Annotated in this window: 13 protein-coding genes; 2 read left to right on the top strand and 11 right to left on the bottom strand. The window is 72.8% G+C overall.

Annotated features, from left to right (window positions below):
• Positions 1-192: 192 nt before the first annotated feature.
• The 9 genes from I601_RS07090 to I601_RS07050 form a co-directional block, all read right to left on the bottom strand.
• On the bottom strand, positions 193-987 hold the full coding sequence (locus I601_RS07090; RefSeq protein WP_179948561.1) for an SDR family NAD(P)-dependent oxidoreductase: 795 nt from the start codon (positions 985-987) through the stop codon (positions 193-195).
• 1 nt (position 988) lies between these two features.
• Positions 989-2,449, bottom strand: a complete 1,461-nt coding sequence (locus I601_RS07085; RefSeq protein ID WP_179948560.1) for an aldehyde dehydrogenase family protein — start codon at positions 2,447-2,449, stop codon at positions 989-991.
• Between the two features lie 4 nt (positions 2,450-2,453).
• On the bottom strand, positions 2,454-3,554 hold the full coding sequence (locus I601_RS07080) for a P1 family peptidase (protein WP_068107745.1): 1,101 nt from the start codon (positions 3,552-3,554) through the stop codon (positions 2,454-2,456).
• Entirely contained in the window at positions 3,551-4,438 is an 888-nt protein-coding gene (locus I601_RS07075) for an ATP-binding cassette domain-containing protein (protein ID WP_068107742.1), read from the bottom strand. Before I601_RS07075 ends, I601_RS07080 begins: the two co-directional genes overlap by 4 nt.
• Positions 4,435-5,472: an ABC transporter ATP-binding protein gene (locus I601_RS07070; protein WP_068107740.1), complete on the bottom strand. Its 1,038-nt coding sequence runs from the start codon at positions 5,470-5,472 to the stop codon at positions 4,435-4,437. The genes I601_RS07075 and I601_RS07070 overlap by 4 nt, the downstream gene beginning before the upstream one ends.
• A complete protein-coding gene (locus tag I601_RS07065) occupies positions 5,469-6,224 on the bottom strand; it encodes an ABC transporter permease (RefSeq protein WP_237089614.1) in 756 nt (251 codons plus the stop codon). Before I601_RS07065 ends, I601_RS07070 begins: the two co-directional genes overlap by 4 nt.
• Positions 6,225-6,361: 137 nt before the next feature.
• Positions 6,362-7,312: an ABC transporter permease gene (locus I601_RS07060; protein WP_068107737.1), complete on the bottom strand. Its 951-nt coding sequence runs from the start codon at positions 7,310-7,312 to the stop codon at positions 6,362-6,364.
• Positions 7,313-7,383: 71 nt separating this feature from the next.
• Positions 7,384-8,913 carry an ABC transporter substrate-binding protein gene (locus I601_RS07055; RefSeq protein WP_068107736.1) on the bottom strand — a complete coding sequence of 510 codons (1,530 nt, stop codon included), beginning with the start codon at positions 8,911-8,913 and terminating at the stop codon, positions 7,384-7,386.
• The gene (locus I601_RS07050) at positions 8,910-9,977 is read right to left on the bottom strand and encodes an isocitrate/isopropylmalate dehydrogenase family protein (RefSeq protein ID WP_068107734.1); all 1,068 of its coding nucleotides are present in this window, start codon (positions 9,975-9,977) and stop codon (positions 8,910-8,912) included. Before I601_RS07050 ends, I601_RS07055 begins: the two co-directional genes overlap by 4 nt.
• Before the next feature lie 164 nt (positions 9,978-10,141).
• Between I601_RS07050 and I601_RS07045 the strand changes: the two genes are divergently transcribed.
• Positions 10,142-11,560: an amidase gene (locus tag I601_RS07045; RefSeq protein WP_068107733.1), complete on the top strand. Its 1,419-nt coding sequence runs from the start codon at positions 10,142-10,144 to the stop codon at positions 11,558-11,560.
• On the top strand, positions 11,557-12,348 hold the full coding sequence (locus tag I601_RS07040; protein WP_068107730.1) for a FadR/GntR family transcriptional regulator: 792 nt from the start codon (positions 11,557-11,559) through the stop codon (positions 12,346-12,348). The genes I601_RS07045 and I601_RS07040 overlap by 4 nt, the downstream gene beginning before the upstream one ends.
• Here the strand turns inward: I601_RS07040 and I601_RS07035 are convergent.
• Both I601_RS07035 and I601_RS07030 read right to left on the bottom strand, forming a co-directional pair.
• Positions 12,336-13,700, bottom strand: a complete 1,365-nt coding sequence (locus I601_RS07035; RefSeq protein WP_068107728.1) for an aspartate aminotransferase family protein — start codon at positions 13,698-13,700, stop codon at positions 12,336-12,338. The genes I601_RS07040 and I601_RS07035 overlap by 13 nt on opposite strands.
• Positions 13,701-13,723: 23 nt before the next feature.
• The gene (locus I601_RS07030) at positions 13,724-15,214 is read right to left on the bottom strand and encodes a CoA-acylating methylmalonate-semialdehyde dehydrogenase (RefSeq protein WP_068107726.1); all 1,491 of its coding nucleotides are present in this window, start codon (positions 15,212-15,214) and stop codon (positions 13,724-13,726) included.
• Between the last annotated feature and the right edge of the window lie 46 nt (positions 15,215-15,260).

The following is a 15,260-nucleotide window of genomic DNA, read 5'->3' as shown; positions in this document are numbered from 1 at the left end:
TTCGCGACCGGCCGGGCAGGCTCGCGCTGCCCCCCCCCGACACCTACTCCTGCGGCGCCACCGAGGCGCTCGTGACGGTCGACCTGGCCACCCGCACCGCCGAGGAGGGCCGGCTCGGGGCTCTTCGACCGCATCGAGGCCGCCGCCGCGAAGCGTTGACCCACCCGCAGGGGCCGCGGAGCTCAGGCCTGTCTAGGCAGGCGGCGTGTAGCGGCCGTCGATCGCCGTCCAGCCGCCATCGACGAACAGCTGCGTGCCGGTGACGAACGACGAGGCGTCGGAGGCCAGGTAGACCACCGCCCCGGCGAGCTCCGAGGGCCGCGACCACCGACCCAGGGCGCTCTTGCTCGCGTAGGCGTGCTCCCACTCGGGATCGCCCTTGATCTGCGCGGTCAGCGGGGTGTCGACGATGCCGGGCGCGACCGCGTTGACCCGGACGCCGGACGGACCGAGCTCCGCGGCCGTGGTGCGCAGCAGCTGGACCAGGCCGGCCTTCGTGGCCGCGTAGACGCCCTGCCCGGGCTCGACCGTGACCGCCCGGATGGAGCTGAAGCCGATGATGCTCCCTCGGCCCCGCTCTGCCATCCCCGGCCCGAACGCGCGCAGGAGGTCGAAGGACGCCCGCAGGTTCAGCGACACCACCCGGTCGAACTCCTCGCCGGAGTAGTCGAGGACCTTCTTGCGCACGTTGGTCGCGGCGGTGAAGACGAGGACGTCGACATCCCCGAGGTCCGCGGCGGAGCGCCGGACCTGCGCCTCGTCGAGGACGTCGAGCCCGTACGCCGACAGGCCACCCCAGCCGGCACCGCCGGGCCCGGTCGCAGCGGTGGCCTGCGCCGCCTCGAGGTCGCGGTCCGCGCACACCACGTGCGCGCCGTGGGCGGCCAGGGCCAGCGCGCTCTCGCGCCCGATGCCGCTGCCGGCGCCGACGACGACGGCGGTGCGACCGTCGAGCCGGAACAGCCTCGTGTAGTCGATCTCGGCCATGTCAGCCCCTCTTCGCGGTGGGTCGGATGATCGCCATGCGGGTCACCGTCAGCTCCTCGATGGCGAAGCGGGGGCCCTCGCGGCCCGCGCCGGAGTCCTTGACGCCGCCGTAGGGCATCACGTCGGACCGGAAGCCCGGCACCTCGTTGACGACGACACCGCCGACCTCGAGCTCCTCGATGGCACGGAAGGCCGTGTCGAGGGAGCCGGTGTAGACGCTGGCGTGCAGGCCGTAGCGCGAGGCGTTGACGACGGCGAACGCCGCATCGATGTCGGGCACCGACTGCACCGCCACCACGGGGCCGAAGATCTCCTCGTCCCACACAGCCGACCCGGACGGAGCGTCGACGAGCACGGTCGGGGTGATCACGCCGCCGTCGGCGCCGCCTCCGGAGACGACCCGCGCTCCCCCGTCGCGCGCCTCGTCGACCCACGTCAGCACCCGCTGGGTCGACGCGGCGTCGATGAGCGCGGAGACCCGCGTGTCGGGCGAGCGGGGGTCGCCGACGACCACGCGGCCCATGCGGGCCGCGAGCAGGTCCAGGAAGCGCTCCCGGACGGCGTCGACGACCACGACGCGCTGCACGCTGATGCAGGCCTGCCCGGAGGCGTAGTAGCCGCCGCGCACCACCGCGTCGGCGGCGGCCTCCAGGTCGGCGTCGGGTGCGACGACGAGGGCGGCGTTGGACCCGAGCTCCAGCAGCACCTTGGTCGGCGCGGCGTCGCGGGCGATGCGGTGCCCGACCGCGGCCGAGCCGGTGAACGACACGGCGCCGAGACGGCGGTCGGTGGTCAGCGCAGCGCCGACGTCGGGGCCTCCGGTGACCAGCTGCACCGCAGCCGCCGGGCCACCGGCCGCCACCAGCGCCTCCCGGACCAGGTGGACGAGCCACAGGGTCGTGAGCGGGGTCTGCGGGGCCGGCTTCACCACGACCGGGCAGCCGGCCGCGAGCGCGGGAGCCACCTTGTGCGTCGCCAGCAGGAGGGGGTAGTTGAAGCCGGCGATGCCGACCACCACGCCGATCGGCTTGCGCACCCAGAAGCCCTGCAGCCCCTCGCCGCTCGGCAGCAGGTCCAGCGGCACGGTCTCGCCGTGCAGCCGCGCCACCTCCTCGGCCGCGGTGCGCAGGGTCAGCAGGGTGCGCTCGACCTCGACCTCGCAGTCGACCAGGGGCTTCCCCGTCTCCAGCACCAGCAGGTGCACGACGTCGTCGCGGCGCTGGGCCAGGGCGTCGTGGGCACCGAGCAGGGCGGCCCGTCGTACGTGGGAGGGCAGCCGGCCCACCTGGCGACGCACGGCGAGCGCCTCCTCGAGTGCCGTGTGCGCCGACGCGACGTCACCCACCGGCGCCTTGGCGACCAGCGCGTCGTCGTAGGGGAAGCGGACGTCCTGCTCCTGCCCGGTGACGACCCAGCCGTCACCGATCGGAAGGCCCGCGGGGAACTCGGGAGTGAACAGCATCGGGTCAGCTCCTCTCGTGGCCGCGCTCGGGCGGGGGGAAGGCCGTGCTGAAGGCGTCGCGGTAGGAGCGGCAGCGCCCGTCGCGCATCTCCACCGACTCCGCGGCGAGGACGGCGTGGCCGACGGCGCGGGTGAAGCAGTCCCCGGCGGCCTCGAGCAGCGCGTGGAAGGCGGCCGGGTCGGGGGCCGGGCGGCCCCCGGCGGCGAGGGTGAAGACGGTGTCGCCGTCGAACATCGTGTGCACCGGGCGGATGGCCCGGGCCATCCCGTCGTGCGCGACCCCGGAGACCTTGGCGCACTGCGCCTTGGTCAGCGTGGCGTCGGTGGCGACGACGCCGATGGTGGTGGCCAGCGTCGACGGCTGCCCACTCGCCGCGGTCCGCGTCTCGGCGCGGCGCAGGGCCTCCAGGAGCTCGGCCTCGTCCGGCGCCCGCAGCGCGGAGAACTCCGCACCCAGCCCGAAGCGGGCGGCGTAGAGCTCGCCGGTCTGCGGATCGACGCACGAGCCCAGCGGGTTGGCGACCACGAGCGCGGCGATGGTGGTGCCGTCGGGCAGGACGGCGCTCGCCGAGCCGACCCCGCCCTTGAGCCCGCCGGCGCGGGCTCCCGTCCCGGCGCCCACGCCCCCCGCGGCCACCGGTCCGGCACCGTCGGCGAGCGCGGCGTCGTAGGCGGCGGCCCCCAGCTCGGCTCCCGGGCGCGCGGCGAAGTCGCCGCCCCGCCCGAGGTCGAAGATCACCGCGGCCGGCACGATCGGGACGACCTCGCCGGGCCCGCCGATCGGCAGCCCGACCCCGGCGTCGTACAGCCGCTGCATCACGCCGTCGGCGGCCGCGAGGCCGAAGGCGCTGCCGCCGCTGAGCACGACGGCGTGCACGGCCTCCACCATGTTGCGCGGGTCGAGGAGATCGGTCTCCCGGGTGCCCGGGCCGCCGCCGCGCACGTCCACCCCACCGACGGCGCCGCCCTCGGGGGCCAGCACCACGGTGGTGCCGGAGAGCCACCCCTCACCCATCCGCTGCGCGTGGCCGACCCGGAAGCCGATGACGTCGGTCAGCGAGTTCGTGGCGCCGGAACGGACCCCGGCGACCGGTGGCGTGCTCATGACGGCCCTTCTTCGTGCTCGGCTCCGAGGGCGCGGACCTCGTCCACGACCAGGTCGCTGGTGGTGGCGCCGGCGAGCGCCTTGCGCAAGGTGGGCACGGCCGCGATGAGCGCCTTCGTGTACGGGTGCTGCGGGTCGTTGTAGACCTGCTCGGTCGGACCCACCTCGACGATCTCGCCGTCGCTCATCACCGCGACGCGGTCGCACACGTGGCGCACGACCGAGAGGTCGTGGGAGACGAAGACGAGGGTGAGCGCGAGCTCGTCGACGAGGTCGGCGATCAGGTTCAGCACCTGGGCCCGGACCGAGACGTCGAGCGCGCTGACGGGCTCGTCGGCGACCAGGATGCCGGGGCCGGACGCGAGCGCCCGGGCGATCGAGATCCGCTGGCGCTGCCCGCCGGAGAACTGGTGGGGGTAGCGCCGGGCGGCGTCCGCGCGCAGGCCCACGGCCCGGAGCAGCTCGGCGACCCGGTCGCGGCGCTCGGCTCCGCTGCCCTGGCCCTGCGCCACGAGCGGCTCGGCGATGATCTCGCCGACCCGCATGCGGGGGTCGAGCGAGCCCATCGGGTCCTGGAAGACCAGCTGCAGGCGCTCGCGGAGGAAGCCGAGCTTGCGCTCGCGCAGCCCGGAGATCTCCCGGCCCTCCACGCTCACCGTCCCGGTGGTGGGCCGGTCGAGCCCGGAGAGGATCCGCAGCAGCGTCGACTTGCCGCACCCGGACTCACCGACGATCCCGAAGCGCTCGCCCGGCGCCACGTCGAAGCTCACCCCGCGCAGGGCGCGCACGGGTGGGCTCGCGTGCAGCAGCGAGCGACGCGGCCTCGGGTAGTCGCGGGTGACGTCGCGCAGGCTGAGGGCAGGGGTGGTGCTCGTGCCGGTCATCGCGCCTCCTCCACCGTTGCGTCGGCGGGCGCGGCGTCCGCCGGGTGGAAGCACGCGTGGCCGTGCTCCCCGGTCGCCGTCCAGCTCGGCCGGGTCGCGCACAGGTCGCTCGCGTGCGAGCACCGGTTGCGGAAGACGCAGCCCGCGGGGAACTGGCCGGCCGGCGGCACCGACCCGGGGATCGTCGGCAGGCGTCCCTCGCCGGTCATCGACAGGTCGGAGGCGGCGACGAGCCCCTGCGTGTAGCGGTGGCGGGGGCGGGTGAAGACCTCCTGCACCGGACCGGCCTCGACCACCCGACCGCCGTACATCACCAGCACGCGCTCGCACACGGTGGCGACGACCGCGAGGTCGTGGGTGATGAAGAGCATCGCCGACTGCCGCTCCTGCACGCCGCGGACGATGAGGTCGAGCACCAGCGCCTGCACGGTCACGTCGAGCGCCGTGGTGGGTTCGTCGCAGATCAGCAGCGCCGGGTCGTTGGCCAGCGCGATCGCGAGCACGACGCGCTGCCGCTGCCCGCCGGAGAGCTGGTGGGGGTACGCGCGCGCCGTGCCGGCCGGGTCGGGCAGCCCGACGTCTGCCAGCAGCGCGACCGACGCCTCCCTCGCCGCCCGGCGCCCGGAGCGGGTCCCGTGCACCAGCATCGCCTCGGCGACCTGGTCACCGACGCGCATCGTCGGGTTCAGCGCGGTCATCGGCTCCTGGAAGACCATGCCGATGTCGCAGCCGCGCACCCGCGAGAGCTGCTTCTCGCTGGCGCCGACGAGATCGGTGTCGCGGCCCGCCAACCGCACCGACCCGCTCGGCTCGAGGCCCTCGGGCAGCAGCCCCATCAGGGTGAGCGCCGTCAGCGACTTCCCGGAGCCGGACTCCCCGATCAGCCCGACGCGCTCGCGACGGCGGATCGTGAAGCTGACGTCCTCGACCAGGTCACGCCCGTGCACCCCGACCGCGAGGTCGCGCACGACGAGGACGTCGTCCTCCCTGGCGGGGCGCCCGATCGCGGGGGCGGTGGGGGGAGCGCTCGTCATCGGTCCTCCAGCTTCGGGTCGAACCGGTCGCGCAGGCCGTCGCCGAGCAGGTTGAAGCCGAGCACCGCGAGCGCGATCGCCACCCCGGGGAACACGGCCAGGCGTGGGTCGGAGAAGAGCAGCTCCTGGCTCTCCTGGAGCATCCGGCCCCACGACGGGGTCGGCGGCGGGGTCCCGAAGCCGAGGAAGGACAGCGCCGCCTCAGCCAGCACGGCGATCGCGAAGCTGACCGATGCCTGGATCGTGATCAGGGTCGTGACGTTGGGGAGCACGTGGCGCAGCCCGATCGCGAACGGCGAGCGGCCGGCCGCGCGGGCCGCGAGCACGTACTCGGTCCGCATCACCTGCAGGGTCCCGCTGCGGACGAGCCGGGCGAAGGCGGGGATCGTCGCGATGCCGATGGCGATCATCGCCACCAGCGTGCTGGCGCCGTACACGGCGGCGAACATGATGGCGAGCAGCAGGGCGGGGAAGGCGAGCAGCACGTCGTTGGCGCGCATCAGGAGCTCGCCGAGCCAGCGTGGCGCCATCCCGGCGACGATGCCCAGCGGCACCCCGATGACCGCGGCGACCCCGACCGCGACGAAGCCGACGAACAGCGTGGTGCGGGCGCCCACCAGGATCCGGCTCAGGACGTCCCGGCCGAACTTGTCGGTGCCGAGCCAGTAGTCCGCTGACGGGGTCTGCAGCCGGACGGTCGAGTTCACCAGCGTCGGGTCGTGCGGGGTCCAGACGAAGCTCAGCAGCGCCATCACGATGATGCTGACCACCAGGAACGCGCCGATGAGCAGGGTGGCCCCGAGGCGGTGGTGCGGCTGGTCGGCGGCGCCCGGCTCGGCGGAGCCCGACGGGTCGTCGGCCGGGTCGGTGCCCAGCGGCTCCTGGATGCTCATCGCGCCCCCGTCCGCAGTCGGGGGTCGATGACCAGGTAGAGCAGGTCGACGAAGAAGTTCACGACCAGCACGGCCACCACCAGGATCATCACGACGTCCTGGACCATCAGCAGGTCCCGGTTGGAGACCGAGTCGAGCAGCAGGCTGCCCAGGCCCGGGATCACGAAGACCCGCTCGATGACCACCGCCCCGATCAGCAGCGTGGCGAGCTGCAGCCCGAGGACGGTGACGACGGGGATCGCGGAGTTGCGCAGCCCGTGGCGCACCAGCGCCTTCATCGGGCGCAACCCCTTGGCCCGGGCGGTGCGCAGGTAGTCCTCGCGCAGCACGTCGAGGATCGAGCTGCGCACGTAGCGGGCCACGACGGCGGCCTGCACGAGGCCCAGGGACAGGACCGGCAGCACGAGCTGGCGCAGGAACATCACGGGGTCGTCGGCCGGCGCCGTCCAGCCGTTGGCCGGCAACCAGCTGAGCTTCACGGCGAAGACCGCCACCAGCAGGATGCCCGCGAGGAACGCCGGGACGGCGATGCCGAGCTGGGAGAACGCGGTGAGCACCACGCCGGACAACCGCCCGTGCCGCACGGCCATCAGGGTGCCCATCGGAAGCGCCACCACCAGCGCCAGCAGCATCGCGCAGACCACCAGCCACACGGTCACCAGCAGCCGGTCGGCGATCAGCTCCCCGATCGGGGCCCGCGTGACGTAGGAGGTGCCGAGGTCGAAGGTCACCAGCCCCCGCACCCAGTCGAGGTACTGCACGACCAGCGACCGGTCGAGCCCGAACTGGGAGCGCAGCCCCTGCACCGCCTCCTCCGAGGCGTTGACGCCCAGGGCCACCCGGGCCGGGTCCCCCGGCAGCACCGCCATGAAGGCGAACACCAGGATCGAGCTGGCCGCGAGGCTGGCCAGGAGGATCGCGGTGCGTTGCAGGATGCGGAGGACCATCGGCTCGGGCGCTCCCTTCTCGTCAGGACGTCATCGGTGGGCGGTACGGGCGGGGCGCCCGGGCCGGTGTCTCACTCCCTGCCGAGGCTGGTGAGGTCGAAGGACTCCGAGATGGCGTTCTCGGGCAGCCCGGTGATGTCCGCGCCGGCGACCATCAGGTTCGGCAGCACGAAGAGGAACTCACCGGCCGCGTCCTGCGACAGCAGCTCGGCGGCGTCCTGCATCAGCGTCACCTGCTCCTCCGGGCTGGCCTGGTCGGCCTCCTCGAGCAGGTCGCGGAACTCCGCGTTGTCGTAGCGGGTGTAGTAGCTCGGGTCCCCGAACACCGCACCCATGTCGCGCGGCTCCACGTGGCTGATGATCGACATGTCGTAGTCGGCGTCGGTGAAGACCGTCTGCAACCAGGCGGCGGGGAACTCGAGCTGGTCGAGGTCGACCTCGATGCCGGCCTGCTCGAGCTGGCTCTTGACCACCTGTCCGCACGCGACCGCGTAGGGCAGCGAGGGCACCCGCAGACGCAGCGGCTTCCCGTCGTAGCCCGCCTCGTCCAGCAGCGACTCGGCCTGCTCGACGTCGTAGGGGAACATGTCGGTGAGGTCCTCGTACCAGGGGTCGGTGGGCGGCACCATGCTGCCGATCAGCTCGCCGCGACCGGCCCAGCAGGTCTCCAGCAGGGCCTCGTTGTCGAGGGCGTAGCGCACCGCCTCACGCATCGGCTGCTCGGACAGCGGGCCGCTCTCGTTGTTCATCGAGAGCAGCACCTCGCCGTTCGTGGTGCCCTCGATCACCTGGTAGTCGTCGTTGCCCTCGAACTGGCCCAGCGACTCGGGGGTCTGCACGGTGCCGATCACGTCGATGGTGTCGGTGAGGAAGGCGTTGTTCAGCGCGGTCGGGTCGGCGAAGTACTTGAACTCCACCTCGGAGAAGCCCGGTGCGTCGCCCCAGTAGTCGTCGTTGCGCTCGAGCACGATCGAGTCCCCACGGTTCCACTTGCGCAGCGTGTAGGGGCCGGTGCCGATGGGCTTGGTGCCCAGGTTCGCCACGCCCTTCTCGTCGAACATCGCCCCGATGCGCGTGGTCATCCGGTAGAGCCAGTCGTTGCTCGGGCGCTTGAGGGTGACCGCCAGCTCGGTCGGGGAGACGGCCTCGACGGACTCCACGATGTCCATCGCGGCGGCCAGCGACACGCTCCAGTCGTTCTGCACGGCCTCGATGGAGAACTTCGCGTCCTCGGCGCTGAACTCCTCGCCGTTGGAGAACGTGACGCCGTCGCGCAGCTCGAAGGTGTAGACCGTCCCGTCCTCCGAGGTCTCCCAGGACTCCGCGAGCCCGGGGACGACGGTGCCCTCCTGGTCGAGCTGCACCAGGTTCTCGTAGACGTTGTAGAGCAGCACCTGCGGGATGGCGGCGCCGTCGGTGGTGGTGAAGTCGAGGTTCGCGGGCTCGGCGACCAGACCGATGCTCAGGTCCCCGGACGCGGCCGAGGCACCGTCGCCGCCGTCGTTCTCGTCCTGGTCGGTGGAGCCCGCAGAGCAGGCGGAGACCGTCAGCATCCCGGCCGTGGCGAGCAGTGCCGCGGCCTTCCGGCGTCGGAGGTTCATCGGAGGTTCTCCATCTCTTCCAGGACGGCGGCCGAGACGTCGGCCGTGGTGGCGACGCCACCGAGGTCGGGCGTGTGGTGCGCAGGGTCGAGCAGCGCGGCGGCGAGGGCGTCGCGCACGGCGGCCGCGGCCGCCGCGTGGCCGGTGTCCTCGAGGAGGAGCGCGCCGGAGAGCAGGCAGGCCGCCGGGTTGGCGACCCCGCGGCCGGCGATGGCGGGGGCGGACCCGTGGACCGGCTCGAAGATGCCGGGCACGTCCCCGCCGGGGCGGATGTTCGCGCTCGGCGCCATCCCCATGCCCCCGGCGAGCACGGCCGCCAGGTCCGAGAGGATGTCGCCGAAGAGGTTGCCGGCCAGCAGCACGTCGAGCGAGCGCGGCGACTGGATCATGCGGGCGGCCATCGCGTCGACGAGGACCACCTCGAGCTCGACGTCGTCGTACTGCTCCGCGACCTCGCGGACGGTCCGGTCCCAGAGCGGGTAGCCGTGGCGCATCGCGTTGGACTTGGTGACCAGCGCCAGGCGACCCGAGCGCTGCCGGGCGAGGCGGAAGGCGTGGTGGGCCGCCCGCTCGATCACGGGCCGGGAGTGGACGGCCACCTCGATGCCGACGTCCGCGCCGGTGCCCGCGTGGGCGAGACCGCCGGCACCGACGTACTCGCCCTCGGTGTTCTCGCGCACGATGAGCAGGTCGACGCCGTCGGTGTCGCGGACCTGGGTGGGCACACCGGGGAACGACCGGACCGGGCGGATGTTGACCGCGAGGTCGAGCTGCTGGCGCAGCCCGATGATGAGTCCCCAGACGAGCTCGTGGTCCGGGACGTCGGGCCGGCCCACCGCGCCGAACAGCACGGCGTCGGTGCCACGGACGATGTCCGCGGCGTCGACGGGCATGGCCGCGCCGTCACGCAGGAACCGCTCGCCTCCCCAGTCGAGCTCGAGCAGGTCGAGAGCGACGCCCTGCACGGTGAGCGCCGCCTCCAGCACCGGGACGGTGGCGGCGACGACCTCAGGCCCGACCCCGTCACCGGGGATGAGGGCGAGGCGCAGGGTCTGGCGGTCCACGACACTCCCTTCGACGGCTCCGACTTCCCGAGTGCCGATCCACTGGTCTGACCAGTGACCTCAGTCACAATTCAGGCTACGGTGGCTGCTCACTTCTCATAAGTCAAGAGGTGTCAGGGTCGACGATCCCGACCTGCGCCTCACCCACTGGAGCAGGAGCCCGCATGTCCCACGACCGACTGGCCTGGCTCTCCGCGGCCGAGATGCTTGCGGGGTTCCGTGCCGGCGACCTGTCCCCCGTGGCGGTCCACGACGCCGTCCAGCAGGTGATCGAGGCACGTGAACCGGTGCTCAACGCGTTCTGGGTGCGCGATCCCGACGAGTCGCGCGCCTCGGCGCGGGCCAGCGAGGCGCGGTGGAGCCGTGGCGCCCCCGTCGGCCCGCTCGACGGCGTCCCGGTGACTCTCAAGGAGAACGTCGCCCGCGCCGGGGTCCCGATGCCCAGCGGCACGGCGGGCGTGGTGCCGGTCGTCCCGCAGCGCGACGCGCCGATCACCGAGCGCACCCAGGAGGCCGGGGCCGTGGTGCTCGGCTCCACCGTGATGCCGGACTGGGGGATGCTCTCGTCCGGCGTCTCGAGCATCCACGGGATCACCCGGAGCCCGTGGAACCCGGAGTGGACGACCGGCGGCTCCAGCTCCGGCGCCGGGGCCGCTGCCGCCGGTGGCTACGGCCCGCTCCACGTCGGCAGCGACGTGGGTGGCTCGATCCGTCTCCCCGGGTCCTGGCTCGGGCTGGTCACCCTGAAGCCCAGCTTCGGTCGGGTGGCCCTCGACCAGCCCTACCTCGGTCGGGCGGCGGGCCCGATGACGCGCACCGTGGCGGACGCGGCCCTGTTCATGAGCGTGCTGAGCCGTCGGGACGACCGGGACTGGACGAGCCTGCCCCCCGCGGACCTCGCCTGGTCCGACCTGGCCATCGACGTCCGTGGCCTGCGCGTGGCGCTGCACCTCGACGCCGGGTGCGGCGCACCGGTCGACCCCGAGGTGACCGCGGCGGTGCGCGCCGTGGCGGAGTCGTTCGCAGCGGCGGGCGCCGCGGTCGACGAGCTGGCACCGTTCCTGCACCAGGACCTGCTGGACGACCTCGACCAGTTCTGGCAGGTGCGGTCCTGGAACGACTACCGCCGGCTGCCCGCGGACCGGAAGAAGCGGGTCCTCCCGTACATCGTCGACTGGGTGCACCGGGGCGCCGACGTGTCGGGGGCGCGGGTCCTCGACTGCTACAGCAGCATCATGGAGATGCAGTCGCGCACGGTCGCGGCCACGGCGCCGTACGACGTGACGATATCGCCGGTGGCCCCGGTCGCGGCCTTCCCTGCCGAGCAGCCGATGCCGTTCACCGCGCCGGGCCAGGGCATGTCGCACATCGGCTTCACCGCCCCGTACAACATGTCCGGGCAACCGGCAGGCACGATCAACTGCGGGTCCACCCGGGACGGCCGGCCCATCGGGGTCCAGGTCGCCGGCCCCCGCTTCGACGACGTCGGGGTGCTGCGGGTCCTGGCCTGGTACGAGCAGGTGCGACCCGTCAGCGCCGTGCCGGCGTGGCCCCACGCCCCCGAGGGCGGCGGGGACCGATGAGCTTCCAGCAGGTCCAGACGGTCCGCCTGTCGGAACGGATCATCGAGCAGATCGAGGCGGCGGTCGCCACCGGCGACCTGCTGCCCGGGGCACGGCTGCCCAGCGAGCGCGAGCTGGTCACCCAGTTCGGCGCCAGCCGGTCCACCGTGCGCGAGGCCCTGCGGGTGCTGGAGAGCAACGGCGTGATCCGCTCGCGGCACGGCGACCCACGAGGCCCCGAGATCCTGCCCTTCTCCTCCGACCGGCTCGCGAAGCAGATGCTGATGCTGATCCACGTGGAGCAGCTCAACCTCACCGAGCTGGTGTCGTTCCGGATGATCCTGGACCGCTCGGCCAACCTGCTGGCCGCCAGGCTGCGCACCGAGGACGAGCTGGCTGCGATGGAGCAGCGCATCGAGCAGATGGCGGCGGCGATCGGGGCTGACGACGCGTCGTTCAGCGAGGCCGACTTCGCCTTCCACGAGGAGGTCGCCCGCGCCAGTCGCAACCGCCTGATCCAGGTCTGCACCGAGGTGGTGCGCGGCGTGGTGCTGTCGCTGATCTCGGACCGCATCACCCGCTCGGACAGCAGCACCGAGCTGATGCATCGTTCGTTGCAGCACCACCGCGACGTGCTCGCCGCCATCCGAGCCGGCGACGGCCCCCTGGCCGCCCGGATGGCCCAGAACTCGCTCTACGGCTACTACGCCGACTACGTCGACGAGTCCGAGCGCACGTCTCTGCTGGCACTGCTCGAGACCGACGACGCCGCCGACGCCCTCGAGGCGGAGCCCGGTCAGCCGCGGTAGTAGCGATCGGCGACGCCCAGCGCCTCGTCGAGCACCTCGATGCCCTCCAGGACCTCGTCGGCGGTCGTCGTGCACGGCGGGACGACGTGGACGCGGTTGAAGTGGACGAAGGGCCACAGGCCGCGGCGCTTGCACTCGGCGGCGACCTCGCCCATCGGCGCCGCGTCGGAGCCCGACGCGTTGTAGGGCACCAGGGGCTCCCGGGTGTCACGGTCCCTGACCAGCTCCAGGGCCCAGAACACGCCGAGCCCTCGTACGTCGCCGACGCTGGGGTGGTTCTCAGCGAGCTTGGCCAGCGCGGGCCCGATCACGTCGGTGCCGAGGTCGCGGGCGTGCTCGACGATGCCCTCCTCGCGCATGATCGTCATCGAGGCGACCGCGGAGGCGCAGGCCAGCGGGTGCCCGGAGTAGGTCAGCCCGCCGGGGTAGGCCCGGTCGTCGAAGGTCGCGGCGACGGTGTCGGAGATCAGGACGCCACCGATCGGGACGTAGCCGGAGTTCACGCCCTTGGCGAAGGTGATCAGGTCGGGGGTGATCGCCCAGTGGTCGACGGCGAACCACTCCCCGCAGCGGCCGAACCCGCTCATCACCTCGTCGGCCACCAGCAGGATGCCGTGCTCGTCGCAGATCTGCCGGACACCCTCGAGGTAGCCCGGCGGCGGCACCAGGATGCCGTTGGTCCCGACGACCGTCTCGAGCACGACCGCGGCGATGGTGCCTGGCCCCTCGACCATGATCGTGTCGCGCAGGTGCTGCAGGGCGCGCGCGCCCTCCTCCTCCACGTCGCTGGAGTGGAAGGCCGACCGGTAGGGGTAGGGCCCCCAGAAGTGCACGACCCCGGGCAGGCCGGGCTCGGCCCCCCACCGGCGCGGATCACCGGTCATCGTGATCGCCCCGGCGGTGGCGCCGTGGTAGCTGCGGTAGGCGGCGAGCACCTTGCTCCGGCCCGTGTGCAACCGCGCCATCCGCACCGCGTGCTCGTTGGCGTCCGCCCCGCCGTTGGTGAAGAACACCTTGTTCAAGGTGCCGGGCGCCAGGTCGGCCAGCAGCCGCGCGGCCTCCGAGCGCATGTCGTTGGCGAAGGGCGGGGCCACCGTGCACAAGCGCCCGGCGTACTCCTGGATCGCGGCCACCAGCCGGGGGTGCTGATAACCGATGTTGACGTTGACCAGCTGCGAGGAGAAGTCGAGGTACTTGGTCCCTGCGTAGTCCCAGAAGTGCGAGCCGAGCGCCGCCGCGATCGGCAGCGGGTCGATCTGCGCCTGGGCCGACCAGGAGTGGAAGACGTGGGCGCGGTCGTCGCGGCGCACCTGCTCCTCGGAGAGCGAGGGCAGGAGGGAGGTCTCGGTCATCGTGGCGTTCTCCTCTGGCGTGGTCAGCGGGTGCGGGGGAAGCCCAGGTCCACCTGGGAGGTGGCGGGGTCTGGCCAGCGCGAGGTGACGACCTTGCCGCGCGTGAAGAACTTGATGCCCTCGGGTCCGTACATGTGGGTGTCGCCGAAGAGGGAGTCCTTCCAGCCGCCGAAGGAGTAGTAGGACACCGGCACCGGGATCGGCACGTTGATGCCCACCATCCCGACCTCGACGTCGAGCTGGAACTCACGGGCGGCGCCGCCGTCGCGGGTGAAGATCGCGGTGCCGTTGGCGTACGGGTTGGCATTGATCAGCGCCACGGCCTCGTCGTAGGTGGCGACGCGCACCACCGACAGCACCGGCCCGAAGATCTCGTCGGTGTAGACCGTCATGTCCGGGGTCACGTCGTCGAGCAGCGTGGTGCCGAGGAAGAACCCCTCAGCCGGGACCGAGGCCCGGCGCCCGTCGACGACGAGCCGCGCGCCGGCGGCCTCCCCGGCCGCGATGTAACCGGCGACCTTGTCGCGGTGCTCGCCGCTGATGAGGGGGCCCATGTCGACCCCGTCGTCGGCGCCGTTGCCGATCCGCAGCCGGGGCAGGCGGTCGGCGACCGCACTGACCAGGGAGTCCGCGACGTCACCGACGGCCACGACCACCGAGATCGCCATGCACCGCTCGCCGGCGGCGCCGTACGCCGCGGAGACCGCCGCGTCGGCGGCCATGTCGACGTCCGCGTCCGGGAGGACCACCATGTGGTTCTTGGCGCCGCCGAGCGCCTGCACGCGCTTGCCCTGGGCGGTCCCCGTCTCGTAGATGTAGCGGGCGATCGGGGTCGACCCCACGAAGCTGATCGCAGCCACCTCCGGGTGGCGCAGCAGCCCGTCGACCGCCTCCTTGTCGCCGTGCAGCACGGTGAAGACGCCGTCGGGGAGACCGGCGTCGCGCCACAGCTCGGCCAGGAACACGGCCGCGGAGGGGTCCCGCTCGCTCGGCTTGAGGATGAACGCGTTGCCGGTCGCGATCGCGTTGGCGCACATCCACAGCGGCACCATGGCGGGGAAGTTGAACGGGGTGATGCCGGCGACCACGCCGAGGGCCTGGCGGATCGAGTAGACGTCGACGCCGGTGCCGGCCTGCTCGGAGAAGCCGCCCTTCATCAGGTGGGGCACCCCGGTGGCGAACTCGACGTTCTCGAGGCCGCGGGCGATCTCCCCGGCAGCGTCGGCCAGCACCTTCCCGTGCTCGGCGGTCACGATCGCGGCGAGCTCGTCGCTGCGCTGGTGCAGCTGCTCGCGGAACGCGAAGAGCACTGCCGCACGTGTCGACAGGGAGGCGCTGCGCCACTGCTTGGCAGCAGCCGAGGCGCTGGCGACCGCCCGCTCGAGGTCGTCCGCGCCGGCGAGGTCCACCTCGGCGCTCTGCTGGCCGGTAGCGGGGTTGTAGACGGCCGAGGTGCGGCCCGAGGTCCCCGGGGAGGGGCGTCCGTCGATCCAGTGCGAGATGCGAGTGGTCATGGCGGGAAGCGTAGATCTGCGACAGGGTGGCACAAAGGCCACTCTG

The sequence above is a fragment of the Nocardioides dokdonensis FR1436 genome, assembly GCF_001653335.1.
Classification (GTDB): domain Bacteria; phylum Actinomycetota; class Actinomycetes; order Propionibacteriales; family Nocardioidaceae; genus Nocardioides; species Nocardioides dokdonensis.
This window is presented reverse-complemented; position numbering and strand designations above follow the sequence as displayed.

What these genes read in the sequence shown, in the direction of transcription:
- I601_RS07045 (WP_068107733.1), top strand. Translation starts at nt 10,142, where the DNA reads ATGTCCCACGACCGACTGGCCTGGCTCTCCGCGGCCGAGATGCTTGCG.
- I601_RS07080 (WP_068107745.1), bottom strand. Translation starts at nt 3,554, where the DNA reads ATGAGCACGCCACCGGTCGCCGGGGTCCGTTCCGGCGCCACGAACTCG.
- I601_RS07035 (WP_068107728.1), bottom strand. Translation starts at nt 13,700, where the DNA reads ATGACCGAGACCTCCCTCCTGCCCTCGCTCTCCGAGGAGCAGGTGCGC.
- I601_RS07090 (WP_179948561.1), bottom strand. Translation starts at nt 987, where the DNA reads ATGGCCGAGATCGACTACACGAGGCTGTTCCGGCTCGACGGTCGCACC.
- I601_RS07055 (WP_068107736.1), bottom strand. Translation starts at nt 8,913, where the DNA reads ATGAACCTCCGACGCCGGAAGGCCGCGGCACTGCTCGCCACGGCCGGG.
- I601_RS07085 (WP_179948560.1), bottom strand. Translation starts at nt 2,449, where the DNA reads ATGCTGTTCACTCCCGAGTTCCCCGCGGGCCTTCCGATCGGTGACGGC.
- I601_RS07030 (WP_068107726.1), bottom strand. Translation starts at nt 15,214, where the DNA reads ATGACCACTCGCATCTCGCACTGGATCGACGGACGCCCCTCCCCGGGG.
- I601_RS07070 (WP_068107740.1), bottom strand. Translation starts at nt 5,472, where the DNA reads ATGACGAGCGCTCCCCCCACCGCCCCCGCGATCGGGCGCCCCGCCAGG.
- I601_RS07065 (WP_237089614.1), bottom strand. Translation starts at nt 6,224, where the DNA reads ATGGCGCTGCTGAGCTTCGTCTGGACCCCGCACGACCCGACGCTGGTG.
- I601_RS07075 (WP_068107742.1), bottom strand. Translation starts at nt 4,438, where the DNA reads ATGACCGGCACGAGCACCACCCCTGCCCTCAGCCTGCGCGACGTCACC.
- I601_RS07060 (WP_068107737.1), bottom strand. Translation starts at nt 7,312, where the DNA reads ATGGTCCTCCGCATCCTGCAACGCACCGCGATCCTCCTGGCCAGCCTC.
- I601_RS07040 (WP_068107730.1), top strand. Translation starts at nt 11,557, where the DNA reads ATGAGCTTCCAGCAGGTCCAGACGGTCCGCCTGTCGGAACGGATCATC.